27 protein-coding genes and 1 pseudogene are annotated in these 25,010 nt (G+C 70.0%); 15 read left to right on the top strand and 13 right to left on the bottom strand.

Annotation, left to right across the window (positions count from 1 at the left end):
- The first annotated feature begins 7 nt into the window (after positions 1-7).
- Positions 8-910 carry a glucosyl-3-phosphoglycerate synthase gene (locus DMC61_RS24615; RefSeq protein WP_125691540.1) on the top strand — a complete coding sequence of 301 codons (903 nt, stop codon included), beginning with the start codon at positions 8-10 and terminating at the stop codon, positions 908-910.
- Here DMC61_RS24615 and cydC read toward each other — a convergent pair.
- From cydC to DMC61_RS24635, 4 genes are read right to left on the bottom strand one after another with little or no spacing between them, the layout of a single operon-like run.
- The gene (gene cydC, locus DMC61_RS24620; RefSeq protein WP_125691542.1) at positions 899-2,449 is read right to left on the bottom strand and encodes a thiol reductant ABC exporter subunit CydC; all 1,551 of its coding nucleotides are present in this window, start codon (positions 2,447-2,449) and stop codon (positions 899-901) included. The genes DMC61_RS24615 and cydC overlap by 12 nt on opposite strands.
- A complete protein-coding gene (gene cydD / locus DMC61_RS24625) occupies positions 2,446-4,005 on the bottom strand; it encodes a thiol reductant ABC exporter subunit CydD (protein ID WP_125691544.1) in 1,560 nt (519 codons plus the stop codon). Before cydD ends, cydC begins: the two co-directional genes overlap by 4 nt.
- 9 nt (positions 4,006-4,014) lie before the next feature.
- Entirely contained in the window at positions 4,015-5,007 is a 993-nt protein-coding gene (locus tag DMC61_RS24630; RefSeq protein ID WP_125691546.1) for a cytochrome d ubiquinol oxidase subunit II, read from the bottom strand.
- A 3-nt stretch (positions 5,008-5,010) separates the two neighbouring features.
- Entirely contained in the window at positions 5,011-6,189 is a 1,179-nt protein-coding gene (locus tag DMC61_RS24635; RefSeq protein ID WP_125691548.1) for a cytochrome ubiquinol oxidase subunit I, read from the bottom strand.
- A 140-nt stretch (positions 6,190-6,329) separates the two neighbouring features.
- On the opposite strand from DMC61_RS24635, the gene DMC61_RS24640 reads away from it, so the two are divergent.
- Genes DMC61_RS24640 through DMC61_RS24670 form a run of 7 tightly spaced genes read left to right on the top strand, consistent with a single transcriptional unit; the run spans position 6,330 to position 9,946 of the window.
- Positions 6,330-6,656 carry a helix-turn-helix transcriptional regulator gene (locus tag DMC61_RS24640; protein ID WP_016331437.1) on the top strand — a complete coding sequence of 109 codons (327 nt, stop codon included), beginning with the start codon at positions 6,330-6,332 and terminating at the stop codon, positions 6,654-6,656.
- The gene (locus DMC61_RS24645) at positions 6,653-7,318 is read left to right on the top strand and encodes a permease prefix domain 1-containing protein (RefSeq protein WP_125691550.1); all 666 of its coding nucleotides are present in this window, start codon (positions 6,653-6,655) and stop codon (positions 7,316-7,318) included. The genes DMC61_RS24640 and DMC61_RS24645 overlap by 4 nt, the downstream gene beginning before the upstream one ends.
- Positions 7,315-7,965, top strand: coding sequence for a permease prefix domain 1-containing protein (locus DMC61_RS24650; RefSeq protein WP_125691552.1), 651 nt, complete (start codon positions 7,315-7,317; stop codon positions 7,963-7,965). The genes DMC61_RS24645 and DMC61_RS24650 overlap by 4 nt, the downstream gene beginning before the upstream one ends.
- Complete coding sequence (locus DMC61_RS24655) at positions 7,962-8,636, top strand: permease prefix domain 1-containing protein (RefSeq protein WP_125691554.1); 675 nt, start codon at positions 7,962-7,964, stop codon at positions 8,634-8,636. Before DMC61_RS24650 ends, DMC61_RS24655 begins: the two co-directional genes overlap by 4 nt.
- Entirely contained in the window at positions 8,633-8,935 is a 303-nt protein-coding gene (locus DMC61_RS24660; protein WP_037332168.1) for a DivIVA domain-containing protein, read from the top strand. The genes DMC61_RS24655 and DMC61_RS24660 overlap by 4 nt, the downstream gene beginning before the upstream one ends.
- Positions 8,932-9,381: an SRPBCC family protein gene (locus DMC61_RS24665; RefSeq protein WP_016331442.1), complete on the top strand. Its 450-nt coding sequence runs from the start codon at positions 8,932-8,934 to the stop codon at positions 9,379-9,381. The genes DMC61_RS24660 and DMC61_RS24665 overlap by 4 nt, the downstream gene beginning before the upstream one ends.
- The gene (locus DMC61_RS24670) at positions 9,374-9,946 is read left to right on the top strand and encodes a DNA-3-methyladenine glycosylase I (protein WP_125691556.1); all 573 of its coding nucleotides are present in this window, start codon (positions 9,374-9,376) and stop codon (positions 9,944-9,946) included. The genes DMC61_RS24665 and DMC61_RS24670 overlap by 8 nt, the downstream gene beginning before the upstream one ends.
- Positions 9,947-10,272: 326 nt before the next feature.
- Here DMC61_RS24670 and DMC61_RS24675 read toward each other — a convergent pair whose 3' ends face one another.
- Positions 10,273-11,067: an enoyl-CoA hydratase/isomerase family protein gene (locus tag DMC61_RS24675; protein ID WP_125691558.1), complete on the bottom strand. Its 795-nt coding sequence runs from the start codon at positions 11,065-11,067 to the stop codon at positions 10,273-10,275.
- Between the two features lie 195 nt (positions 11,068-11,262).
- On the opposite strand from DMC61_RS24675, the gene DMC61_RS24680 reads away from it, so the two are divergent.
- Positions 11,263-11,430 (top strand): DUF3117 domain-containing protein, encoded by a 168-nt coding sequence (locus DMC61_RS24680; RefSeq protein ID WP_005155393.1) that lies wholly within the window; start codon positions 11,263-11,265, stop codon positions 11,428-11,430.
- A gap of 90 nt (positions 11,431-11,520) precedes the next feature.
- Positions 11,521-12,984 (top strand): M17 family metallopeptidase, encoded by a 1,464-nt coding sequence (locus tag DMC61_RS24685; RefSeq protein WP_125691559.1) that lies wholly within the window; start codon positions 11,521-11,523, stop codon positions 12,982-12,984.
- Positions 12,985-12,991: 7 nt separating this feature from the next.
- On the opposite strand, the gene DMC61_RS24690 is transcribed toward DMC61_RS24685, so the two are convergent.
- Both DMC61_RS24690 and DMC61_RS24695 read right to left on the bottom strand, forming a co-directional pair.
- Positions 12,992-13,603 (bottom strand): phosphatase PAP2 family protein, encoded by a 612-nt coding sequence (locus DMC61_RS24690; protein ID WP_125691561.1) that lies wholly within the window; start codon positions 13,601-13,603, stop codon positions 12,992-12,994.
- Positions 13,604-13,672: 69 nt separating this feature from the next.
- Positions 13,673-14,557, bottom strand: coding sequence for a LysR family transcriptional regulator (locus tag DMC61_RS24695; RefSeq protein ID WP_199750099.1), 885 nt, complete (start codon positions 14,555-14,557; stop codon positions 13,673-13,675).
- A gap of 105 nt (positions 14,558-14,662) precedes the next feature.
- Here DMC61_RS24695 and DMC61_RS24700 point away from each other — a divergent pair.
- A pseudogene (locus tag DMC61_RS24700) lies at positions 14,663-15,832 on the top strand (MFS transporter); the annotation flags it as partial.
- Positions 15,833-15,865: 33 nt separating this feature from the next.
- Here DMC61_RS24700 and DMC61_RS24705 read toward each other — a convergent pair.
- On the bottom strand, positions 15,866-16,516 hold the full coding sequence (locus tag DMC61_RS24705; RefSeq protein WP_038519085.1) for an O-methyltransferase: 651 nt from the start codon (positions 16,514-16,516) through the stop codon (positions 15,866-15,868).
- Between the two features lie 178 nt (positions 16,517-16,694).
- On the opposite strand from DMC61_RS24705, the gene sigE reads away from it, so the two are divergent.
- Positions 16,695-17,315, top strand: coding sequence for an RNA polymerase sigma factor SigE (gene sigE / locus DMC61_RS24710; RefSeq protein WP_034313360.1), 621 nt, complete (start codon positions 16,695-16,697; stop codon positions 17,313-17,315).
- On the top strand, positions 17,312-17,989 hold the full coding sequence (locus tag DMC61_RS24715) for an anti-sigma factor (RefSeq protein WP_125691565.1): 678 nt from the start codon (positions 17,312-17,314) through the stop codon (positions 17,987-17,989). The genes sigE and DMC61_RS24715 overlap by 4 nt, the downstream gene beginning before the upstream one ends.
- A gap of 9 nt (positions 17,990-17,998) precedes the next feature.
- Here DMC61_RS24715 and DMC61_RS24720 read toward each other — a convergent pair whose 3' ends face one another.
- Positions 17,999-18,655, bottom strand: a complete 657-nt coding sequence (locus tag DMC61_RS24720) for a hypothetical protein (protein WP_199750090.1) — start codon at positions 18,653-18,655, stop codon at positions 17,999-18,001.
- 161 nt (positions 18,656-18,816) lie between these two features.
- On the opposite strand from DMC61_RS24720, the gene DMC61_RS24725 reads away from it, so the two are divergent.
- Complete coding sequence (locus tag DMC61_RS24725) at positions 18,817-20,358, top strand: S1C family serine protease (RefSeq protein WP_125691567.1); 1,542 nt, start codon at positions 18,817-18,819, stop codon at positions 20,356-20,358.
- A gap of 55 nt (positions 20,359-20,413) precedes the next feature.
- Positions 20,414-20,824 (top strand): Sec-independent protein translocase protein TatB, encoded by a 411-nt coding sequence (gene tatB / locus DMC61_RS24730; protein WP_063272131.1) that lies wholly within the window; start codon positions 20,414-20,416, stop codon positions 20,822-20,824.
- 93 nt (positions 20,825-20,917) lie between these two features.
- On the opposite strand, the gene DMC61_RS24735 is transcribed toward tatB, so the two are convergent.
- From DMC61_RS24735 to DMC61_RS24750, 4 genes are all read right to left on the bottom strand, one after another.
- Positions 20,918-22,063, bottom strand: a complete 1,146-nt coding sequence (locus DMC61_RS24735; protein ID WP_016331455.1) for an Mrp/NBP35 family ATP-binding protein — start codon at positions 22,061-22,063, stop codon at positions 20,918-20,920.
- 158 nt (positions 22,064-22,221) lie between these two features.
- A complete protein-coding gene (locus tag DMC61_RS24740; RefSeq protein ID WP_125691569.1) occupies positions 22,222-22,731 on the bottom strand; it encodes a DUF1003 domain-containing protein in 510 nt (169 codons plus the stop codon).
- The gene (locus DMC61_RS24745) at positions 22,724-24,022 is read right to left on the bottom strand and encodes a magnesium transporter MgtE N-terminal domain-containing protein (protein WP_125691571.1); all 1,299 of its coding nucleotides are present in this window, start codon (positions 24,020-24,022) and stop codon (positions 22,724-22,726) included. Before DMC61_RS24745 ends, DMC61_RS24740 begins: the two co-directional genes overlap by 8 nt.
- Before the next feature lie 44 nt (positions 24,023-24,066).
- Positions 24,067-24,978: an aminoglycoside phosphotransferase family protein gene (locus tag DMC61_RS24750; RefSeq protein WP_125691573.1), complete on the bottom strand. Its 912-nt coding sequence runs from the start codon at positions 24,976-24,978 to the stop codon at positions 24,067-24,069.
- Positions 24,979-25,010 lie beyond the last annotated feature (32 nt).

Below are 25,010 nucleotides of genomic sequence, written 5' to 3' on the forward strand. Positions count from 1 at the left end.
ACTACTCATGAGTTGGTTCGAGCGGCGCACCTGGCAGAACCCGGGCTGGACGGTCGAGGACATCGTCGCTGCGAAGGGTGACCGGACGGTTTCGGTCGTGCTACCGGCGCTCGACGAAGAGGACACCGTCGCCGAAGTCGTCGGCACGGTCCGCCCGTTGCTGGGCACGGTCGTCGACGAGCTGATCGTGATGGACTCGGGGTCCACCGACGCCACCGCCGAGCTCGCCGCCCGCGCCGGAGCGCGTGTGGTGCACCGCGAGGACGTGCTCCCCGGCCTGCCGCCGGTGCCGGGCAAGGGCGAGGTGCTGTGGCGGTCGCTGGCCGCGACGACCGGCGACGTCGTCGTGTTCCTCGATTCCGACCTCGTCGACCCGGATCCGGCGTTCGTGCCGACCCTGCTCGGGCCCCTGCTCTGCGAGGAAGACGTCCACCTGGTCAAGGGCTTCTACCGGCGGCCGCTGCGGCTGGAGAGCAGCGGCGGCGGCCGGGTCACCGAGCTGCTGGCGCGACCAGTCCTCTCGGCGCTGCGCCCGTCACTCTCGGGGCTCATCCAGCCCCTCGGCGGCGAGTACGCCGCGACGCGCGAGTTCCTCGAGTCGGTGCCCTTCGCGGCCGGGTACGGCGTCGAGATCGGGCTCATCCTCGACGCCGAAGCGCGCTACGGGCTCGAAGGGCTCGCTCAGGTCAATCTCGGCGTACGCAAGCATCGCAACCGCTCGCTGCTGCAGCTGGGTGTGATGGCGCGCCAGATCCTCGGGACGGCGCTCGCGCGCTGCGGGGTCAAATCCGACGACCCGGCCCAGCTCACCCAGTTCGCGCAGGTGGGTGACGAATGGCTGCCGGAGGTGGCCGAGGTGTCGGTCAGCGACCGGCCGCCGATGCGGGAAGTGCGCGGCCTAGAGGCGTAGGACCTCGTCGAACCCGGCCACCTGCGACTCGCGATGCGTCACGAGGACGACGGTGCCGCGCGCGGCGGCGAGTACGTCGGCCAGGACGGCGTCGCCGTGCTCCGGATCCAACCCTTCGACCGGCTCGTCCAGGACGAGGACCGGCGGCGCCGAGAGCACCGCTCTCGCCAGGATGAGCCGCTGGCGTTGCCCACCGGAAAGCGCGTCGCCGTCGGAGCCGACTTCGCGATCCAGCGGCAGATCGAAACCGGCCGTGGCACACGCGTCGAGCAGTTCGGCGTCGGAAGAGCCGGGCTTCGCGAGCAGCAGGTTCTCGCGGACCGTCGTGTGGAAGACGTGCGCGTCCGCGAGCGCGCCCGAAATCACCGACGGCAGCAGCGCCGGGTCGTAGGTCTCCAACGGCTTCCCGTTCAGCAGGGCGCGTCCGGACGTCGGCGCCACGGAACCCAGCAGGACGTTCAGCAACGTCGTCTTCCCGGTCCCGCTCGGCCCCACGATCCCGATCCGCTTGCCCGGCGGCAGGTCGAGGTCGACGCCGTCCAGCGCCGGGGCCCTGCCGTCGAACCGGACGCCGACGCCTTCGAGCCGCAGATGTCCCGGTTCGGGCCTCGCGGTCCCTCGTGCGGGCGGCGGTTCGGTCAGCAGCGAGCGCACCCGCTCGGCCGAAGCGCGGACCTCGACCCAGCGCTGGGCGGCCGCGGTCAGCGGGAGGACCAGCTCGAACACGGCCAGCGCGCCCAAGGCCAGTGCCGCGGTCAGCGGCGCTGAAACCCCGGCGGTCAGCGCGATCGCGACGCAGGTCAGCAGCTGGACGAGGATCCCGGCCGCGGTCAGCAGGCTCGTGCGGTTCGCCGTCGCCCGATCCCGCGAAGCAAGGGAGTCGACCGCGGTATGTGCGGCGTCCACAGTGGACTCATGGACGCCGTAGGCGATCAGCTCGCGGCGTCCGGTGATCAGCTCGACCGTCCGCTCGGCGAGGTCGGCGCGGGCCGGAGCACTCGCGTTCGCCGCCGCGCGGGTGATCCGCACGCACAGCCACGGCAGGCCGATGCCGGCGATGGCGAGCCCGAGTGCCAGCACGAGCCCGGCGGCCGGGCTGGCGATCAGTGCGACCGTCGTCGCCACCGCGCCGACGAAGGCGGCGACACCGGCGGGCAGCAGGCAGCGGAGGATCGCGTCCTGCACGGCGTCCACATCGGACACCAGACGGGTGACGAGATCGCCGCCCGAATGCCGCGAGACCCGGTGCGGCAGCAGTGACGTGTACACACGGGTCCGCAAGGCGCCGAGATAACGCAGGACGACCTCGTGTCCGGCGAGCCGTTCCGCGTACCGCAGCCCGCCGCGCAGCAACGCCAGTGTCCGCACGGCGACGATCGCCACGGTGAGCGACGCCAGCGGCGGCTGCTCGGCCGCCTTCAGCAGCAGCCACGCGGCGGTGGCCATCAGCGCCAGTCCCGCCAGCTCGGCTCCGGCCGCGATCAGCCCGGCACGGGCCAGCCGTACAAAGTCCTTTGTGGACACTCCCCAGACGTTCACACCAGTTCCCGTTCTCGTACGGCGCCATCGTGGACTTCGAGGACGCGAGTGGCCAGCGCGGCCATCGCGGGCCGGTGGGCGACGAGCACCGCGGTCCGGCCGGTGAGCAGTTCACGGGTCGCGCCGAGCACGGCCGCTTCGGTCCCCGCGTCGAGCCGGGCGGTCGGCTCGTCGAGCAGTGCCAGGCCCGCCTCCGTGCGCGCCAGCGCCCTGGCGAGACCGAGCCGTTGCCGCTGACCGGCCGAAAGCGGCGCGCCCAGTTCACCGATCCGGGTCCGGTAGCCGTCGGGCAGGCCGCGCACGACCTCGTCGAACGCCGCCGCGCGGGCCGCGGCCTGGACGTCCGGCACCTGGCCCATGGCGATGTTCTCCTCGACGGTCCCGGTGAACAACGTCGGCCGTTGCGGCACCCACGCCGTCCCGGCCCGCCATGCGGCCGGATCCAGTTCGCGCAGGTCGCCGCCGTCGACGAGGACCCGGCCGGCCGTCGGCGTCACGAACCCCAGCAAGACCGCCAGAAGCGTGCTCTTCCCGGAACCGCTGGGCCCGACGAGCGCGACGTGCTCACCCGCCTCGATCGTCATGTCCACTTCGGACAGCACGGTTTCTTCGCCGTACGCGACGCTCACCTTCTCCAGCACGATCCGCGGCGCACCGTGGCGGGCCACCCTGGCACCCTCGGCGACGTCTTCCGAACGGACGGCCAGCGCTTCCCGGAGTGTGGCGAGTCCCTCCGCGCTGGCGTGGAACTTCGCCCCCGCGGCCCGCAGCGGCAGGTACGCCTCGGGGGCGAGCAGCAGAACGAGCACCGCGGTGTGCACGACCATGCCGCCTTCCATCAGCCGGAAACCGATCGGCACCGCCACGAGCGCCACCGAAAGCGTCGCCACCAGCTCCAGCACCAGCGCGGACAGGAACGCGACCCGCAGCGTGCGCATGGTCGCGTCGGTGTGCGCGTCCGCCATCGTCCGCACGGTCTTCGCCTGCGCCTCCGCCCGGCCGAACACCTTGAGTGTGCCGAGCCCGCGCACGACGTCGAGGAAATGCCCGCCCAGCTTGGAAAGCAGCGACCACTGCTTGGCGGTCTTCGCCTTCGTGTGCTGTCCGACCAGGATCGCGAACACCGGGATCAGCGGCAGTGTCGCGGTGATGATCAGCGCCGACGACAGATCCGCGGCGAACAGCCGGACGAGCACCGCGACCGGGATGATCGCCGAGAGCACCACCGTCGGCAGATACCCGGTCAGGTAGGCGTCGCTCGCGTCGATCCCCTTGGTCACCAGGGTCGCGACCTGGCCAGGATTTTCCGCGTCCGCGCCGAGTAGCCGTTTGCGCAGCCCGGCCTTGACCGTCGCCGCGAACCGGCCGCCGACGGAACCCTGGACGCCCGCGAGCAGCGCCCGCACCGCGATGGCGGCCACGAGTGTCCAGGTCACGCCGCCGCCGGTGAGCAGCGTCGCGAGACCGTCGGCCTGGACGAGGATCGCCGCGGCGGTCAGTGTGCCGAGCACGGCCAGTACGCCGAAGTGGCGCCGCAATCCGGGAAGGGGAGGCATTTCGGGCTCCTAGAAGTGCAGCAGCGAACGCTGGTCGACGCGGGTGTCGTGCCTGCGCCAGGTCACCCACTGCACGGCCGCGATCGCCACCAGCGCGGGCGGCAGGACGAAGGTGAGCAGGCCGAGCATCTCGGTGCTGGTGGCCGCTTCGGTCAGGCTCAACGAGAAGCCTCCGTCCACAGAGGACACCAGGGCGTCCGGCAGGCGCAGGGTTCCGATCGCCAGCACCGGCGACGCGGACAACGTCATCGTGGCGACCAGTGCCGCCTTGTGCCGTCCCGCACGCAAGGCCACGGCCGCGACGCCCAGCGCGCCGAACGCCAGCACGATCGCGGGCAGCACCGACCACGACGCGGTGGTCTCGACGGCGCCCCAGACGACCGCCACGACCAGGAACGCGAGCGCCGGGGCGAGCAGGGCCTTGGCGATCCGGTTCGCGCGGGCGGTGAACTCCGCGGGTGCCCGGACGGCGAGGAAGGCCGCGCCCTGCAAGGCGAACAGTGCGACGAACCCGGCACCCCAGAGCAGCGCGTACGGGCTGAACACCGCCAGGACGTCGCCGCTCGGTTTCCCGGCCGCGTCGAGCGGGAGCCCGAGCACGAGGTTGCCGAGGAACACACCCCAGGACACCGCCGTAACCCAGGCGCCGACGGTGATCGCCAGCGTCCAGGCGCCCCGGCGCGCGTCCGGCCGCCTGCTGCGCAACTGCACCGCCGCGGTGAACGTGACCAGCCCGAGCAGCAGGGTCACCACCGGGAGGTACGCCCCGGCGAACACTTTCCCTTCCAGATGTGGGAAGGCGCCGAACAGGACACCGACCGCGGCCACCAGCCACACCTCGTTGGCCAGGAAGAACGGGCCGAAGGCGCCGAGCACGCGCCGCCGCCCGGCCTCGTCACGGCTGAGTCTGCCGAGCAGCATCCCGACGCCGTAGTCGTAGCCCGCCAGCGCGAAATAGCCGGCGGTCAGGAAACCGAGCACACACCACCAGAGGATCACCATCGGTCAGACTCCGCTCAGGACGGGAAGTTCGGCACGGGGCGCGGGCGCCTCTTCGCTCGCGTCGGGACCGCGTTTCGCGACCCGCGACATCAGCACCCAGTCGGCGATCGCGAGCACCAGGAACAACAGCGTGAAAGCGATGAAGGAGAACAGGATCTGCCCCGCCGGGATCGCCGCGACGGCGTCCGCGGTGGTCAGTTGCCCGCGGATCAGCCACGGCTGACGGCCGATCTCCCGCACGAGCCAGCCGAAGATCGCCGCGACGAACGGCAGCGGGATGGCCAGCACCATCAGGTACAGCAGTGGCCGCACCTTGGTGATCCAGTTCCGGAACAGCAGCAGCGTGCCGAGGATCGACGCGAGGAAGGCGATGAAGCCGATCTGGATCATGAAGCCCAGGGAGGCGCCGACGACGGGATCCGCTCCTTCCAGTTTGCCGGGGTGGTACTCCCCGAGCGGGCCGAATTGGGCGAAGCCGAAGCCGATCACCATCGTGCTGCCGATCAGCGAGGTGAGCACGCCGATCCGCATCGACCGCTGGAAGAACTCGATCTCCTTGGTGCGCTTGATGAAGTGGTACGCGCTGACGCCCACCACGAAGAAGCCGCCGGTCATGAGCGCCGCGCTCAGCACGTGCGGCAGCGAGCTCGTCAGTGCCGGGTTGGTGAACAGCGCGCCGAAGTCGTCGAGTTTCAGCACACCGTTCTCGGCGTGCGTGCCGACCGGGTTCTGCAGGAACGAGTTGGCCACCATGATGAACAGCGCCGAGGCGTACGCGGTCAGCGTGACCAGCCAGATCAGCGCCAGGTGGACCCATTTGTTCAGCCGCCCCCAGCCGAAGATCCAGAGCCCCAGGAAGGTCGATTCGGCGAAGAACGCCACCAGTGTCTCGATGGCCAGCGGGGCACCGAAGACGTCGCCCGCGACCGCGGACAGGCCGGTCCAGGTGAGCCCGAACTGGAATTCCATCACGATTCCGGTGACGATTCCCAGCGCGTAATTGATCACATAAAGCTTGCCCCAGAAGCGAGTCATCCGCGTGAGCTCCGGCTTGCCGCCGAACGCGGAGCGTGTCTGCATCACCGCGACGAGTGTCACGAGCCCCAGCGTGAGCAGCACGAACAGGAAGTGGAACGAGGTCGTCGTCGCGAACTGGAGTCTCGCGATCGGGAGTGCGTCCATGTCGAAGCACTGTATACGTAGGCTGCCTACATGTAGCCACTAAATCTATGAAATCGGGGTGATCTCGGGGACATTCCCTGAGGCCGGTCCGGGAAAGTCCCGGCTACCCTGGCATGCGGCGATGTGTAGACTGTCTATTTATGAAGGCCGACAGCCTGCGCGGGCACCTCGACGCGCTGCTCCTCGCCGTCCTCGACGGCCGGAAGCTGCACGGATACGCCATCATCGAGGCGCTCCAGCTCCGCAGCGACGGTGCGCTCGACCTGCCGACGGGCACCGTCTATCCGGCGCTTCGCCGGTTGGAGCGCGCCGGCTACCTCGCCAGCGAATGGGACGTCGTGTCCGGCCGCAAACGTCGTACGTACAAGCTCACCCGCTCCGGGCAGAAGGCCTTGGCGGCGGAACGGGCGGAGTGGCAGGAGTTCACCACCGTGATCGGTGGTGTCCTCGGGGGGAGCACCGCATGAGCACGATCGAGGCCTACATCGGTGATCTGGACGCCAGATTGCGCGGGTCGGCGGGGGCGAAGGCCGATCTGCTCACCGAGGCCAGGGACGGCCTGGTCGACGCGGCCGAGGCGTACCGCGAGGGCGGTGTCGACGAGGCGGAAGCCGAACGCCGTGCCGTCGCCGACTTCGGCCCGGTCGCGGTGATCGCGCGTGACTATCAGGCCGAGCTGGCCTTACGCGGCGACATCGGCACCCTGTGGAAGGTCATCGTCGGTGTGCCGCTGATCCAGGTGACCTGGGAGCTGGCGCGGATCTGGACCTATGGCGACTGGAGCCGCTCGGGCAAGCCGAACCCGGAGTGGTACATGGCCGTCATCGAACTCTTCGGCGTCCTGGTCCTCGTGCCGGCCGTGATCGGAGCGGTTTCGCTTTTCGGGGCGCGGCGGCTGGGGCGCAGGCTCGACAGCGTGAGGCTGGGAAAGGTGACGCGGTGGACGGTGGGTGCCGCGGCGGGCACGAACCTGCTGGCGCTGCTGCTGCTCACCGTGAGCACCACGGTCCTCGATCCGTCGAGGATGAACGTGAGCCTCGTGTGCAACCTGGTGGCGCTCGGCTGGGTCGCCTTCAGTTTCTGGCTGCTCTCACCGGCTTTCCGGCCCCGGCCCGCGCTCGCCGCATGAACGCGATCGAGGCCTACATCGGCGAGCTGGACGCCCGCTTGCGCGGTCCGGCGTCGGCGAAGACCGATCTGCTGACCGAGGCCAGGGACGGTCTGACCGACGCGGCCGACGCCTACCGCGCGGGCGGAGCCGACGAAGCGGAAGCGGAACGCCGTGCCGTCGCCGACTTCGGCCCGGCGGAGCTGATCGCCCGTGACTACCAGGCGGAACTGGGACTCCGGCGCGACATCCGCGTGCTGTGGGAGCTGATCGCCGGTGTCCCGCTGCTCATCCTCGGCTGGGATCTCGCGCGGGGCTTCGGTGACTGGTCGCGGTTCGGCGACGCGCCGTCCTGGTATCACCGCGCGATCGGCGCGGCCGACACGCTGGCCGCGCTGTCGCCGGCCGTCGCGGTCGCCGGGCTGATCGCGGCCCGGCTCCTTTCCCGGCGGGCCGCCGGTCCGCCCGTCGCCCGCACGGTCTCGTGGTCGCTGGCGGGCGCGGTGGGACTGAACCTGCTCGCGGTCATGACGTACGGCGGCGCGACCGGGCTGCTGGAGCCCGCCCGCATGCTCGTCAGCGTGCCGTGCGCGGTCATGTCCGGAGCCTGGATCTTGTTCAGCATGCGGCTCGCGGTCGCCGCGCGGAGTCGGAGAGCCACGGCATGACGGTGATCGAGGCCTATCTGGGCGAGTTGCGCGCCCGGTTGGAGGGGCCGGCGTCGGCGAAGCGGGACCTGCTGCGCGAGGCGCGGGACGGGCTCAACGACGCCGCGGACGCGTATCGCGACGGCGGCTGGAGCGATCACGACGCGCAGCGGCGCGCCGTCGACGATTTCGGGCCGGTGCATCTGATCGCCCGGGACTATCAGGCCGAACTGGGGATGCACAGCGGCACCCGCACCCTGTGGAAGCTGATCCTCGGCGTGCCGATGATGCAGCTCGCCTGGGAGTTCGCCCGCAAATGGACCTTCGGCGACTGGTCGCAGCTCGCGACGCCGACCCCTGGCTGGTACAAGTACGTCGCCCAGTTCACCCACGGCTCGGTGTTCATCGTGCCGATGCTGGGGGTGCTCGCGTTGCTCAGCATGCGCTGGCTTTCCCGGCGGATGGACGGCACCCGGCTGGTCAGGACCGCGGGCGTGCTGATCGGCGAGGCCGTCGGGCTGAACCTGCTTTCGGTGGCGCTGCTGGTGATCGCCACCGGGTTCATCGACGCGTCGAGACTGTTCCTGTCGGTGCCGTGCGGGATCCTCATGGTGCTCTGGGTGGTCATCAGCGTGCGACTCGCGTTGCTGGCGCGACGATCGTGGCGTTCGTGTGCCACGATCGTGGCGTGACGACCGCCCTGATCTATCTCGTAGTCATGCTGCTGGTGGCCGCCGTGGTGTTTTTGCTGGCCGCCGTGGTGTTCGGCCGGGGTGAGGAGCTGGCCCCGCTGCCGCCCGGCGGCTCGCCGACCAGGCTGCCCGCCGAGGACATCACCGCCGAGGACGTCCACGCCGTCCGCTATCAGATGGTGCTGCGCGGCTACAAGATGTCCGAAGTGGACTGGGTGATGCGGCGGCTCGGCGTCGAGATCGAGGACCTGCGGGCCAAGGTGGCCGAACTGGAGGCCGAGCGCGAGGGCGCCAGGTGACCGATGTCGTCGTCTCCGTCGACGTCGCGGTACCCGCCGGGACGGCTTGGCTCGCCCTGACCGACTGGGAACGCCAGGGCGAATGGATGCTCGGCACCCAGGTCAAGGTCGTCGAGGGCAACGGGCGCAGCGTGGGTTCGAAGCTGTCGGCGTTCACCGGTGTCGCCGGGATCGGCTTCACCGACACCATGGAGATCACCAGCTGGGAGCCGCCGCTGCGCTGCGTCGTGCGGCATCTCGGCAAGATCGTGCAGGGCACCGGGGTCTTCCAGGTGATCGAGAAGGGGCCGCATGCCTCGACGTTCGTCTGGGCGGAGCATCTGCGGCCGCCGTTCGGCGTCGTCGGACGGCTCGGCTGGCCGGTCGCGAAACCGGGCTTCGAACTGGGACTGCGGTTGAGCCTGCAGAGATTCGTGAAGTACGCGGAGGGGTACAGGGTTGGCTGAGGCGGGTCTGCTGGGGGCGGACGGGATCAAGCGGTGCTCGTGGGGCAATTCGGCGCCGGACTACGCCGAGTACCACGACTCCGAATGGGGCGTCCCGCTCCACGGCGACGAAGAGTTGTACGAGCGACTGTGCCTGGAGTCGTTCCAGTCCGGGCTTTCGTGGATCACGATCCTGCGGAAACGGGAGTCGTTCCGGAAGGCGTTCGCCGGATTCGTGCCGGAGAAGGTCGCCGTGTTCACCGACGACGACGTCGCCCGGCTCATGGCGGACGCGTCGATCGTGCGGAACCGGGCGAAGATCCTGGCGGCGATCAACAACGCGCGGGCGATCTCGGAGCTGGACGTTTCGCTGGACGACCTGCTGTGGTCGTTCGCGCCCGCTTCGCACGCCCGGCCGCGGCGGATGGCGGACGTCCCGGCGATCACCGACGAGTCCAAGGCGATGGCGAAGGAACTCAAGAAGCGCGGCTTCGTGTTCCTCGGGCCGACGACCTGTTACGCGCTGATGCAGGCGACGGGGATGGTCGACGACCACGTGAAGGACTGCTTCCGGGCCGGCTCGTGAGTGGCGTTTCGGGTTAGGACGAAGGGTTCCTTTGAGTACCTACTGGACTTTGGCCGTGGCTGATCGCGGGTCGGGTCCGTGAAGGGCTCCTTGCCTACCCTGAAGGTAGTGAAGGAGGCCTTCACTACCTTCAGGGATCGCCACCTGCAGCTCACCTGCACCAGCAACCACAGCGATCACCACGGCGGCGCGTGAAGGCCCCCTTCCCTCGGCTCAGCCGAGGAAACTCGACCTTCATACCTTCACGTACTTCAGGGACCCAAACCGGCGGTCGTGAGTGGCGTTTCGGGTTAGAACCCGAAACGCCACTCACGAGGCCCAAAGCGCTACTTGCCCTGGAAGTTCGGCTTGCGCTTGCCCACGAAGGCCTCGACGGCCTCGGTGTGGTCGGCCGTCGCGCCCAGCGCGGACTGCGCCGCGTCTTCGGCGTCGAGCGCCTCTTCGAGGGACGACTCGGCGGCGACCGCGAGGACGTTCTTGATCTTCGCGTAAGCGACCGTCGGGCCGGACGCGAGCTTCGCGGCGACCTTCTGCGCGCGGCTGGCCAGTTCCTCGTCCGGAACGACTTCGCTGACCAGTCCCAGCGTCAGTGCCTCGGCGGAGTCGACCGTGCGCGCCATCAGCATCAGCTCGGCCGCGCGGCCGAGGCCGATCAGCCGCTGCAAGGTCCACGACGCACCCGAGTCCGGGCCGAGGCCGACGTTCGCGAACGCCATCAGGAAGTTCGCCGACGTCGCCGCGATCCGGAGGTCGCTCGCGTACGCGAAGGCCGCGCCCGCGCCGGCCGCCGGGCCGTTCACCGCCGCGATGACCGGCTTCGGCATCCCGACGATCGTCTTGACGATCGGGTTGTAGTGCTCCTTGACCGTGTGTAGCGGCGCGGGGTCACCCGCCTGCAGCAGCCCGACGTGCTCCTTCAGGTCCTGCCCGGCGCAGAAGGCCTTGCCCGAACCGGTCAGCACGACCGCGCGGACGCTGTCGTCGGCCGCGGCTTCGGTCAGGCCCGCCAGCAGCAGTTCCTTGAGTTCGACGGTCAGCGAGTTGTACGCCTGCGGCCGGTTCAGCGTGAAGGTGCGCACGCCATCGGCGTCGGCGGTCAGCAGAACGTCGGATGTGGTCACGGGATCTCCTAGTCGGCGAAACTGCGGTCTGAGACGAGTCTTTCAGCCTCGCGAGCCGCATACCAGCACCGATACGGCGGCAAAAGATCGGTCCGCGTTCGCGCTCGGCCGCTGATGAGGGACAATGGACAGTAGACCCGGCTGGCTTTGACGAGCGCGACCCGGGCGCGCCGGTTGAGACGGAGGGAGCACGCTATGGCGGCCATGAAGCCCCGGACCGGAGATGGTCCCCTCGAAGTGACTAAGGAGGGGCGGGGCCTCGTGATGCGCGTACCACTCGAAGGTGGTGGGCGTCTCGTCGTCGAACTCTCCGCGGAAGAAGCGAAGGATCTCGGCGCGGCCTTGCAGGAGGTCACCGGCTGAGCCGGACCGCACCAACGTTCAACCACCCGCACCCCGGTCTCCCTTCGGAGGCCGGGGTCGCGGTTCATCTGCGCCCGGAGGTCGCTCACTGTGCGTAACCCGCTACCCCCCGTTCCGGGGAAGCTGCTCGAACTCGAAGTCTCGGACGACCTCAGGCGCGGTACGCCGCTGGCCACGTTGATCGCGGCGCCGTCCGAAGAGGACGGTGACGCCGGGCTCGCGGAGATCGGCGGCGTGCGGCCCACCGGCAAGGCCGGTGACGTGCAGACCGTGCCGACCGGCGCCGTCCGCTGGCTGGCGGGCGTCGGCGACGGCGAGCCGAAGCAGTACCGCAAGGCCGGTGCCGCGCTGGTCCGTGCCGTTTCGTCGGCGCTCGAAGACGACGTCAAGGCGTGTCAGAAGGCGTTCCGCGCCTTCGCCGTCGAGCTGCCCGAGGACGCGGGCGCCGAGCACGTCGAGGAACTCGCGTTCGGGCTGCTGCTGGGCGGCTACCGGTTCACGGTGACGGCCGAGGAGCCGAAGCCGAGCCTGCGGACCGTGCGCTTGATCACACGGCACGAGCACGCCGCGGACGCCTTGGAGCGGGTTCGCGAACTCGCCGCGGCCGCCGCGTTCGCACGCGACCTGGCGAACACGCCGTCGAACGTCAAGACGCCCGCTTGGCTCGCCGAAACGGCTGTCCGCGTCGCCGGCGGCATCCCGAACCTGACCGTGACGGCCAGGGACGAGAAGTGGCTGGCCGAGCAGGGCTTCGGCGGCGTCCTCGCCGTCGGTGGCGGGTCGGCCGCGCCGCCGCGGCTGATCGAGCTGGAGTACCGGCCGCGCGGGGCGAGAACGCATCTGCTGCTGGTCGGCAAGGGCATCACCTTCGACACCGGCGGCCTTTCGATCAAACCGGCCGACGGCATGCACCTCATGCGCACCGACATGGCGGGCGGCGCGGCGATCATCGCCGCGGTCCGCGCGATCGCCGCGCTGCGCCTGCCGGTCAAGGTGACCGCGCTGGTGCCCGCCGCCGAGAACCACGTGTCCGGTTCGTCGTACCGGCCGGGCGACATCGTCCGGCACTACGGCGGCAAGACCACCGAGGTGGGCAACACCGACGCCGAGGGCCGCATGGTCCTGGCCGACGCCCTCGTCTACGGCATCAAGAAGCACAAGCCGGACGCGGTGATCGACGCGGCGACCCTGACCGGCGCCATGAAGGTCTCGCTCGGCGTCCGCACCGGCGGCGTCTTCGCCACCGACGACGCGCTCGCGGAGCGGGTCACGAAGGCGGGCGAGCGGGTCGGCGAGGCGTGGTGGCGGATGCCGCTGCTGGAGGACCTCGCCGAGACCGTGCAGGGCTCGCTCGGCGACGTCCGGCAGGCGCCGGGCGGTCCCGGTGGCATCGTCGCGGCGCTGTTCCTGCGGGAGTTCGTCGGGGACGTGCCGTGGGCGCACCTCGACATCGCCGGCCCCGCGCGGGCCGACAAGACCTACGCGGACGTCGTGCCCGGGGCCACCGGGTTCGCGGCGCGGACGCTGGTCGAACTGGTCGCTTCCTACGCCTGACCTGCGATTACCTGCGGGGTGGGAGCAAGGGACCTTTGCTACCACTCCGCAGGTCGACCCTGGGCATGGGCTGGGTCGGCGCGTCGCCGGCGTGGGCGGTGAGCCGCCGGGCGATCCCGGTCGCGGGGCCGGTCAGGTACCGGAACACGAGCCACGCCGTCACGGAGCCGAGCACGAGCCCGGCGAGCACGTCGTGCGGGTAGTGCGCGCCGACGAAGACCCGCGAGAAGCCCATCAGCACCGCACCCGGGAGCACCCACGGCGCGAGTCGCCGCCAAGCGAGAGCCAGCCCGACGGCGGCCGCCGCCCCGATGGTGGAGTGGTTGCTCGGGAAGGACCAGTCGCCGATCGGCGGGCAGTCGACGAGTGTGACGAGGTTCCGGCACGGCCGGTCCTCCTGGATCACGCTCTTCAGGCCTTCGCTGATCAAGTACGCGATCGCGGTCGCGGCGGGCGGCAGCAGTGCCACGGCGATCCGGACGGGCGAGGTGCGTGCCCGCCACATCATCCAGGCGAAGAGTGCCGCGAAGGCGAGCAGTCCTGCTTCGGTGAACAGGATTGCCGTCGCCTGAAGCCAGTTCGGGCTCTCGCCCGCCAACTCCACGATGTCGTCGTACATTCACCCGAAGTTAGCGAAAACGACGTGCCCGCGTGGTGGACGAACGACAGGAACCGACCCTGACGATCGTCAACGGGGTTGCGCGCGGACCCGCTCCCGGAACCGCAGGACGGCGGGCGGCAGGACGACGTCCTTGCGCCAAGCCAGCCCGATGGTCCGCCCGACCGGCGGCACCAGCGGGACTTCGGCGACACCTGCCGGACTTCCCGGCTCGAAGCGGGGGAGGAGTGCGACACCGAGCCCGGCCGCGACAAGCCCGCGAACCGTGTCGGACTCCTGCCCCTCGAAGGCGATCTTCGGCTCGAAGCCGGCCGCGGCACACAGTTCGTCGGTGATGGTGCGGAGGCCGTAGCCGGTTTCGAGGAGTACGAATTCCTCGTCCTTGAGGTCCTCGATGGCGGCGCTGGGCCGGTCGGCGAGGCGATGCGACGTCGGCACGGACAGGAAGATCTCCTGCTCGGACAGCACGGCGGTGTCGAGCAGCGGGTCGTCGACGGGGGCGGGCGCGAGCAGCGCGAGGTCGAGTTCGCCGCTGGTCAGCCTGTCGACCATGTCCTGGCGCGAGCCCTGGACCAGTGTGAACCGGACACCCGGATGGTCCGCGCGATAGCCGCGGAGCAGCGTGGGGACCAGTGATCGCCCGAGCAGATGCAGGAAACCGAGGACGATGTGCCCGGATTCGGGGTCGACCTCCTCGCGGGCTTGGCGGACCCCGGCGTGGACGGTGGCGAGAGCGCGTTCCGCGGCGTCGGCGAGCAGTTCGGCGGCCCGGGTGAGCCGGATGCCGCGGCCGTCGGGGACGGTCAGCGGTGCGCCGAGGGCCTCGCCGAGCGCCGCGATCCGGCGGCTTACCGTGGGCTGCGGGACACCGAGCAGCTCGGCCGCGCGTGTGACGTTCGTCGTGCGGCGGAGTGCGGTGAGCAGAGCGAGCTGGGGGGCTAGCTGGGCGGTCATCCTTTCATTCAGCACGGTATCGATTGTGGCAGATGAACGTATTAGACGTATCGTTTAGCCAGGCTTAGCTTCGAGATCGTGCCTGCCACCGGAACCACCCGCCGCGTGACGATCGCCGTCGCCGCGGCCGGGATCTCGTCGTTCGCGCTGCTCTACGCGCCCCAGCCGGTGCTGCCGCAACTGGCCGAGCAGTACCACCTCGATCCCGGTGGCGCTTCGCTCGCGGTGAGCGTCGCGACCGGCGCGCTCGCCATCGCCGTGCTGCCGATCGCGGCGCTCTCGGAGGTCGTCGGACGGCGTCCGGTGATCATCGCTTCGGTGGTCGCGTCGGTCGTGTTCGGTTTCCTGCTGCCACTGGCGCCCAGCTATCCGGCGCTGCTCGTGCTGCGGGCGCTGCAGGGGGTCGCGATCGCGGGGTTCCCCGGCGTGGCCGCGGCCTACCTCGCGGAACGGCTCGGCAAGGCCGGGCTGGCGGCGGCGGTGGGCGCGATGATCGCCGGGAACACCGTCGGCGGCATGGTCGGACGGCTCGCGGCCGGATTCACCGCCGGACCGTTCGGCTATCAGGGCGCGCTGCTCGTCGTCGCGGTGGTCGGGCTGGTCTGCACGGTGGTCACGGTGCTGGCCCTGCCGCCGGGGGAGCAAGGGACCTTTGCTACCACTTTCGCGGATCGGCGCAGGTCAGAGCGGTTCCGCGCGCAGGGCAAGGCGGTGCTCGCCGGGCTCGGCGCCGCCGTCCGGAAGCCGGTCCTGCTGGTCCAGTACGCGGTCGCGCTGCTGGCGATGGGCTCGTTCGTCGCGTTGTACAACGCCGCCGGCTTCCGCCTGACCGGCGAGCCGCTGAACCTCTCGCCCGCGATCGCGTCCCTCGTCTTCCTCGCGTACGCGATCGGCTCGGTCTCCTCGGCGACGGCGGGCAAACTCGTCGGCCGGTTCGGGCGTCGCCGGTCGCTCGCCGGTGCCCTGCTGCTCACGATCGCGGGCGCCGCGCTGACGCTGTCCGACTCGCTGCCCATGGTCGTCGCCGGGTTCGTGGTGCTGACCGGCGCGTTCTTCGCCGCGCACGCCGTCGCCAACGGCTGGGCCGCGGCGGAGGCGCCCGAGAACGCCCGCGGCCAGGTGGGCGGGCTCTACACGCTCTCGTATTACCTCGGCAGCAGCGTCGGCGGCGCCGTCGGCGCGACCGTGTACGGGCACGCGGGCTGGACGTGGCTGATCGTGCTCACCGCCGCCTGGCTGGCCCTCGCCGCGGTGGCCGTGGTCGCGGTGGTCCGGGACGCGCCGGGAAGTGGTAGCAAAGGTCCCTTGCTACGCGATCGCGGCGACCAGCAGCCCGCCGCCCACCGGCAACAGCGCCGGGACCAGCCGCTCGTCCTCCCGGAAGGCCCGCGCGACCTCCCGGAGCGCGAGGGTGTCCGGATCACGCCGTGAGGGGTCGGTCACCCTGGTGCCCGAGACGTTGTGGAACGCCAGTATCCCGCCGGGCCGCAGCAGCGCGACGGCCTTCTCGTAGCAACTCGGGTACTCGACCGGCGCCGAATCGACGAACACCAGGTCGTAGCCGCCGGGGGTGAGCCGGGGGAGGACGTCGAGCGCGCGCCCCATGATCAGCCGGGTCCGCCCCGGCGGGTAGCCGGCCTCGCGGAACGCCGCCCGCGCCGCCCGGTGGTACTCCGGCTCGATGTCGATCGAGGTGAGGATCCCGTCGTCGACCATGCCGCCGAGCAGGCACAACCCGCTCACCCCGGCCCCGGTCCCGACCTCGACGACGGCCTTCGCCCGCAGCGTCGTGGCCAGAAAACGGAGAGTCGCACCCGCGCCCGCGCTCAGCGGACCGCAGCCCAGATCGGCCGACCGCGCCCGCGCGGCGGCCAGTACCTCGTCGTCGGGGACGTAGCCGTCGACGAGATCGGCGTCGGCGGCCTCGGCAGGCGAGCCCGCATGCGTCCCGGAATTCACACGCGGAGGTTAGCGCTGCCTATCGCCAAAAGAGCAGAAGACTCCTGGTAACGACTTCTCAGCCTCCTCTCAGTCCAGTCTCACTAGAAACATAAGCAGGCCGGACAGACTGGTCCTCGACAACGGGAACACCGTGCTCATCGCCCGCGTTGGGTGGAGTAGTTGGGAGAAGACGCTGATGGAGGTGCCTACTTCCCCGATGCAGGAGACGATGCAGGACCAGCACGCGGACCAGGTCACGCCGGTGACGGTGGACGAGGCCGCATGGACGCCGCCCTCGTGGGACGAGGTCGTGCGTGAGCACGCCGACCGCGTGTACCGGCTGGCATACCGCCTGACCGGTAACGCCCACGACGCCGAGGACCTGACGCAGGAGACCTTCATCCGGGTCTTCCGCTCGCTCGCGTCCTACAAGCCGGGCACGTTCGAAGGCTGGCTGCACCGCATCACCACGAACCTCTTCCTCGACATGGCCCGCCGCCGCTCGCGCGTGCGGATGGAAGGCCTCCCCGAGGACACCGACCGCATCGTCGGTGACGACCCGAGCCCCGAGCAGGTCTACTCGGACACGCACCTCGACCCGGATCTGCAGGCCGCGCTCGACGAGTTGCCGCCCGAGTTCCGTGCCGCGGTCGTGCTGTGCGACGTCGAAGGCCTCTCGTACGAGGAGATCGGCGCCACCCTCGGTGTCAAGCTCGGCACCGTGCGCAGCCGGATCCACCGCGGCCGCCAGGCGCTTCGTGCTTCTTTGGAGCGTCGTCGCGCCGCGGCGCAGGAGTCTGCGAAGGTGGGGGTATGACCGCACCGCGAGGTTGGGGACTCCCCGAGTCGCATCTGCTTCCGGACGCCATCGTCGCCTTCGTCGACGGCGAGCTGACCCTCGGCGCCCAGGACAGGGCTTCGGCGCATATCGCCCGTTGCCAGTCCTGTGCCGCCGAGGTGACCGCCCAGCGCCAGGCCGTCGCGGCCGTGAAGCAGGCGGGAGCCCCGTCGATGTCGGCGGGTTTCCTGGCCAGCCTTTGCTCCATCCCGCAGAACACCGAACTCCCCGGCACGCCGGACAACCTGGCGATGACCGCGGACGGCCAGCTCGTGGCCATCCAGCGGCCCGACCGGGTCGCCGGCCTCCGCGACACCGGGGTCTTGGGCGGTACCGCGCCGTTGGGATCATCGGCGCCGCTGGGCCAGTCGCCGAACGTCCTCGGCGGCGGGCGGTTCGGTCTCGCCCGGCGGAAGTACGCGCAAGGCGCCGGAGTCGTCGTTTCGGGCCTGGTCCTGAGTGCCCTGGCCCTGGTCGCGACCTCGGGTGACGGCAGCGAAGAGCAGCCGAACACCGGCCTCACCCCGCCACAAGGTGTCAACGCCGGTCTGCTGCCCGCGCAGCTGGGCGGCGGCGCCCAGCCGGAACCGCCGCGCAGCACCACGCCGAGCCCGAGCACGTCCAGCGTGCCCGTGCCCGTCTCGGCCCGCTGATCCGCTTCGTCAGGGTTTGACGAAGCAGATCGTCGCGCTCTTGAACTTCTGCGTCGCGCCGTACGCCGTGTAGGAGATCACCTCTTCTGTGCCCTCTTTGCACGGACTGTTCACGTAGCTGGCTTTGTCGAACACCTCGCTGATCTTCAGCCGCGCTCCCGAGCAGTTCACCAGCGGCGGCGGGGTCTTGGTCTTGATGTCGTCGAAACACAGGCCGACCTGGGCGTTGATCCCCAGGCAGAGTCCGACGCCTTCACCGCGCAGCGGGGTCGCCACCGAGTAGCTGTAGAAGCCCTCCGGGCAGTCGCCCTTGACCGTGCCCTTGACGCTCACTACGTACGGCGTCTGCGGGTTGTCGCAGGCGGCCTTCACCGCGTCCGCCTCTTTCCCGGCGCCGGTCAGCTGGACGCAGTCGCCGGTCTCCACCTTGGTGGCCTGCTTCTCCGGTCCGGCGGCCGACTTCATCACGAGGACGAGGCCGATCCCGCCGCCGACCACGACGAGCGCGGCGACGAGCAGCAGCACCTTCACCTTGGTGGTCAGGCCCTTCTTCTTGGGCGGCTGCTGTGGCCAGCCTTGCTGCTGAGGCCACTGCTGCTGGTGCTGAGGCCATTGCTGAGGAGGGACGTTCTGAGGAGGGAAAGGAGCCCCCGGATTCTGCGACATGGCCGTCAGAGTGCCACAAGGTGAGACATGTTCGCTGCGAGTGTCACATTTCTGTCCGCTTCGGCGAATCAACGCGCACTTCACCGTGGTCACGGCAGAATCCACGGTGAGGCTTGGCGTACTCTCGCGTCCGGCCAACCTGATCTCAGCCCCGGGGAATGATGACCGAGCAGCCGAACGCGAATCCGCAGCAGCCTGGTGACCCGGCGGGGGATCGGCTGGCACCGCGCCCGCTGGCCCGGCCCGCCGTCGATCCGGCGCAGGCGGCCACGTTCGGGAGGCCGCATGGCGTCGATGGCGCCTTCGACAAGCTGTACCAGCCCGGGAGGAACGGGCAGTCCGCACCGGGCCTGAACCTGGCGCCGCCGACGCCGGAATCGCTCGCCGAAGCCTTCCGCCGCCCGCCGGGCGCCGAAGGTGTCGTGCTGGAGCGGCCGCATGGGAGCAACGGCTCCGGGTCGTCCACGGACGGCCCGGAAGACCCGCTTTGGACCCAGACATCGGACCCGTGGCGTGATCCCGGTTCCGGCGCGGTGCTCGCCGGCCCCGCCGTGCAGCAGGACGCGAAGGAAGAGAAGGACGCGAAGCGCCCGCAGGGTGCGCTGCTGAGCCTTCCTGAGGTCCTCTTCGGGCGGCGTGTGCAGACGAAGGCGCTGGCGATGCTCGCCGCGGTCGCGCTGGTCATCGGCGCGGTCGGCGGGCTGATCGGCTGGTGGTTCGCCGACACCGGCACCGAACTGACCGGCCAGGCCAGCATTTCCGAGGCCGATGCGGCCAAGGAACGCCCGGCGGGCTCGATCGCGGACATCGCCCACCGGGTGGCGCCCGCCGTCGTCTCGCTCGAGGTGTTCAAACCCGGCGCCGACGCCGGCCAGCAGGGCTCCGGGGTCGTCATCGACAACCAGGGCTACGTGCTCACCAACGAGCACGTGATCTCCGCCGCGACGGCCGATTCGGCCACCAAGGTCACCGCCGTCTTCTTCGACGGCAAACGCGTCGAGGCGAAGGTCGTCGGCGCCGACCCCAAGACCGACCTGGCCGTGGTCAAGGTCGACGTCAAGAACCTCACCGCGCTGCAGGTCGGGAAATCGTCCGAGCTGGCGGTCGGCGACTCGGTGATCGCCGTCGGTTCGCCGCTGGCGCTGCAGAACTCGGTCACCGCCGGCATCGTGAGCGCGCTCAACCGCCCGGTGACCGCGGGCGGCGACGGCGGCAGCGCGCCGGTGATCTACGAAGCCATCCAGACCGACGCCGCGATCAACCACGGCAACTCGGGTGGCGCGCTCGTCGACGCGACCGGCGCGCTGGTCGGGATCAACTCCGCGATCCGCTCGTCCAGCGCCGAAGGCGGCAGCATCGGCATCGGATTCGCCATCCCGAGCGACTACGCGGTGAAGATCGCGAAAACACTCATCAAGGACGGCAAGGTCGTCCACCCCGACATCGGCATCAACGCTTCGTCGACCGTCGCGGGCTCCAGCACCATGGGCGCACAGGTCCGCAACGTCGCTCCGGGAGGCCCCGCGGCCTCGGCGGGGATCAAAGAAGGCGACGTCATCACGGAAGTCGGCGGTCGGCTCGTGCGCGACTCGGCGGAACTGCTCGTCGCGGTCCGCGCCCGCGAAGTCGGCGAAGTGGTCCCTGTCCGGCTTGTCCGGGATGGGTCTTCACTTGTCGTGGACGTGAAACTGGCCTCGGACTAGCGAGTTCGGCCGGGTACCCTGAACGGGGAAGACGCCGAGGCGGAGGTTCACACGGGTGTTCGAGAGTGTCGGCTGGGGAGAGATCCTCATCATCGTCGTCGCGGGTCTTTTCATCCTCGGTCCGGAACGGCTGCCCGAAGCGGCGTCGTGGGTGGCGAAGAGCGTCCGCAAGGTCCGTGACTTCGCGACCGGGGCCAAGACGCAGCTGCGCGAGGAGATGGGCCCGGAGTTCGATCAGCTGCGCAAGCCGCTGGAGGACCTGCGAGGCCTGCGGAACTTCGACCCGAAGCGGGTCGTCACCCAGCACCTGTTCGACGGTGACACGGATCCGCTGGGGCTCAACAACGTCAACGGCACCAACGGTTCCAACGGCGCAGCCAAGCCCAACGGCCACCCGGCGCCGGCTTCGCAGCCTGAGCCGCTGAAGCCCGGCGAGCGCCCTCCGGTCGACCCCGACGCCACCTGAACCCCCCCCCCAACACGCATTTAGTCCTCTGAATGCGGTCCTTGCGTGTGCAAGTACCGCATTCAGAGGACTAAATGCATGAGAAGGGGACGGTCAGCGGCCGGCGGGGGTGACGTTCAGCATCATCCCGGCCAGCCCGCGTGCCCGGACGGTCAGCTTCTTCGCCGCCTCCTTGAGCACGAGCGACGCCGGGGCTTCCGGCTCGGCCAGTACGATCGGCGTGCCCGCGTCGCCGTTGGAGACCACGCGCGGGTCCATCGGGACCTGCCCGAGCAGCGGCACCGTCGACCCGACCGACTTCGACAGCGAGTCGGCCACCGACTGCCCGCCGCCGGAGCCGAAGATCTCCATCTTCTGGCCGTCGGGCGTCTCCAGCCACGACATGTTCTCGATGACCCCGGCCACCCGCTGCCGCGTCTGGAGCGCGATCGCGCCCGCGCGCTCGGCCACCTCGGCGGCGGCCTGCTGCGGGGTGGTGACGACCAGGATCTCCGCGTTCGGGATGAGCTGCGCCACCGAGATCGCGATGTCGCCGGTGCCCGGCGGCAGGTCCAGCAGCAGGATGTCCAGGTCGCCCCAGAACACGTCGGCGAGGAACTGCTGCAGCGCGCGGTGCAGCATCGGCCCGCGCCACACCACGGGGGTGTTGCCCGGGGTGAACATACCGATCGAGATGACCTTCACGCCGTGCGCCTGCGGCGGCATGATCATGGTGTCGACCTTGGTCGGCTTCTCCCGCGCGCCGAGCATCCGCGGCACCGAGTGCCCGTAGATGTCCGCGTCCACCACGCCGACGGACAGCCCGCGTTCGGCCATCGCGGCCGCGAGGTTCACCGTCACCGAGGACTTGCCGACGCCGCCCTTGCCGGACGCGACGCAGTAGACGCGGGTCAGCGAGCCCGGCTGCGCGAACGGGATCACCGGTTCCGCGGCGTCGCCGCGCAGCGATTTCCGCAGCTCAGTGCGTTGCTCGTCGCTCATCACGTCGAGCTCGACCCTGACGTCGCTGACGCCGGGGAGCTTCTTGACGGCTTCGGTGGTGTCGTTGGTCAGCGTCGCCTTCAGCGGGCAGCCGGCGACCGTCAGGTAGATCCCGACGGTGACCACACCGTCCGAGCCGACCTCCACGTCCTTGACCATGCCGAGTTCGGTGATCGGTTTCTTGATCTCCGGGTCGTACACGGCCTTCAGCGCGGTGCGGACATCGTCGACGCTGGGGAGTTGCTGCGTACTGGTCACCCCTCCATGTTACGTACCGGTAGGCGGAGCTGGACGAACCCGCCTGGCCGAAGGCTCCGGGATCACGGCGGCAGGGCGCCCTGACGAGCAAGAAGTGACCTGTTCGGCCAGCGTGCGCCCTGGCGACGGGATCGCGGCCGGGGGCTCATCCGCAAAAATCAAGTACCGGTAGGCGTGCGGTCGGGTTTGGCCTTGCGCGGCTTGGCGTCGAGATCCTCACGGAGCCGGTCGAGCTCGCCTCGCAGGAAGTCCCGGGTGGCGACCTCGCCGAGCGCGATCCGCAGCGACGCGAGCTCCCGCGCGAGGTATTCGGTGTCGGCCTTGGTCTGCGCGGCGCGGTTCCGGTCCTCCTCCAGCGAGACGCGGTCGCGGTCGTCCTGCCGGTTCTGCGCCAGCAGGATCAGCGGCGCGGCGTACGCGGCCTGCGTCGAGAACGCCAGGTTCAGCAGGATGAACGGGTACGGGTCCCATTGCAGCGAGACCGCGACCAGGTTCAGCACGATCCACACGATGACGATCAGCGTCTGCCAGAACAGGTACTTGCCGGTGCCGAGGAACCGCGCGACCCGTTCGGTGAACCGGCCGAACGAGTCGGGGTCGATGTTCAGCCTGAACCGGCTTTGGCCGCGGGGCTGGTCCAGCCGCCGGCCGGGCAGAAGTTCAGGCACGTTCGGCCTCCTCGGTGATCTCGCCGGTGATGTCGTGCAGCCCGGTTTCGCGCCAGTCCTCTGGGAGCAGATGGTCGAGGACGTCGTCGACGGTGACCGCGCCGAGCAGGTGGTCTTCGGCGTCCACCACCGGCCCGCAGGTGAGGTTGTAGGCGGCGAAATACCGCGTGACCTCGGACAGCGAAGCGTTCGGCTTCAGTGCGGGCAGCTGCGTGTCGACGGCGCTCGCCACCATCTCGGCGGGTGGTTCGCGCAGCAGTCGCTGGAAGTGGACGACGCCGACGAACCGCCCGGTCGGCGTCTCGGTCGGCGGACGGCAGACGAACACCATGCTCGCCAGTGCCACCGGGAGGTCCGCGTTGCGGATGTGCGCGAGCGCCTCGGCGACCGTCGCGTCCGGCGTCAGCACCACCGGCTCGGGTGTCATCAGACCGCCCGCGGTGTCGGAGGAGTACTCCAGCAGCCGCTTCACCGGCGCCGACTCCTCGGGCTCCATCAGCTCCAGGAACCGGTTCTGCTCGGCGGGCGCCAGTTCGGCCAGCAGGTCGGCGGCGTCGTCGGGGTCCATCGCTTCGAGGATGTCGGCGGCCCGTTCCTCGGCGAGGTAGGACAGCAGTTCCTTCTGGTCGTCTTCGGGAAGCTCCTCGATGACGTCGGCGAGGTGCTCGTCGTCCATCGCGTCGGCGACCTCGTGCCGTCGCTTGAGCGGCAGATCGCGGACCGTGGCGGCGACGTCGGCCGGGCGCATGGTGTCGAACAGCATCAGCAGCTGCGCCGCGCCCTGGGTCTGGCCGGTCAGATCGGTCAGCCCGAGCCCGGACACCTCCGACCACGGCAGCACCTGCATCGCCGAACGCCGCCTGCCGAGGCCGAGTCTGCTCGATCGTTCGCGGATCGCGAGCTTCGCGAGCACCCAGTCCCGTGTCCGCGTCGGTTCCATGGCGGCGTCGACGACGGTGATCCTGGTGTCGGAGCCCGCGAGCGTGGCGTACGCGTCGAAGAGCTGCCCGACCACCAGCACCTCGTTGGGCCGCTGATGGAAGCGCCGCATGTTCACCGATCCGGTGGCGAGCGTGACCGCGCTGGGCTCGATCGAGGTCACGCGCAACATCGGCACGAACACGCGGCGCCTCGTCGTCAGCTCGACCACGATGCCCAGGATTCGCGGCGGTTGCTGGTCCAGGCGCAGGCCCGCGACCAGGTCCCGCACCTTGCCTATCGATTCACCATCGGGGCCGAAAACCGGCAAACCGGCCAGCTGAGCTGCGAATACCCTGTTCACGGCTGCCATGCCCGAAGGTTATCCGCTCCCGGGGCCCGCGACGATTCCTGTGATTACCGCAATGCCCAGGCGGCGATTCCGGGGACGGCGGTGTAGGCCGGGTCTTCGGCGATCGTCTCGGGCGAGGCGCCCTCGGCGAGGTCTTCGTACAGCCAGGTCCAGTTCTGCACCGCGCGGACCAGCGTCCACGCCCGCGTGCGTTCGGCGTCCACCCCGGCGGCCGCGGTGAACCACTTGATCTTTTCGTCCATTGTGGACTCGTTCGCCCGGTTCCAGAGGATCGAGATCGCGCCGAACTCCAGGTCACCCGAAAGCGGCTTCGGGTCGATCACCAGCCACGGTTCGCGCGCCCCGGCGAGGACGTTCTCGAAGTGCAGATCCTCGTTCACCATCAGCTCACCGGCTTCCGGCCCGAGGTTCACGCAGATCTCCACCGCCGCGTCGACGTACTTGCGATCGAACGGTTCGCCCAGTTCGCTCCAGGTCTCCGGAAGTTCGGTGACCAGCTCCGCGGCCTCTTCGCGCAGGGATCGCCGCAGTGCTTCGGGAGCGGGGACGGCCAGCCGCCGCGCCAGCGCGCCGACGGTCTCGACGGCCTCCTGGATCGGCTCCGTTTCCAGCGACCTGGTGGCGTCGAGCCGCTCCAAGAGCAGCACGCCGTCCTCGGGCACGTTGTCGTACATCAGGACCGCGCCCTGACCGGCCCAAGTGGACAGTGCGAGCGGTTCGTCGTCGGATTCCTCGTGCGGCCAGCCGAGTTTGAGGATCGCGGGGGAGCCGTCCGCGCGGCGCACGGGCTGCGCGACCCCGACGAAGCCGTGCATGGCCTCGCCGTCGTATTCGAGCTGCCACTTGGCGGTGTACTTCTCGGCGAGGAACGGGAGGGAATCGAGCCACTCGGCGGCTCCGGGGCCGAGGTCGGCGGCGCGGTCGAGGAATTTGGGCGGGATCTTGAAACCGGTCACGAACCCACCTTGGCAGGCTTGTCCACCGTGTT

The sequence above is a fragment of the Amycolatopsis sp. WAC 04169 genome (genome assembly GCF_003947535.1).
Classification (GTDB): domain Bacteria; phylum Actinomycetota; class Actinomycetes; order Mycobacteriales; family Pseudonocardiaceae; genus Amycolatopsis; species Amycolatopsis keratiniphila.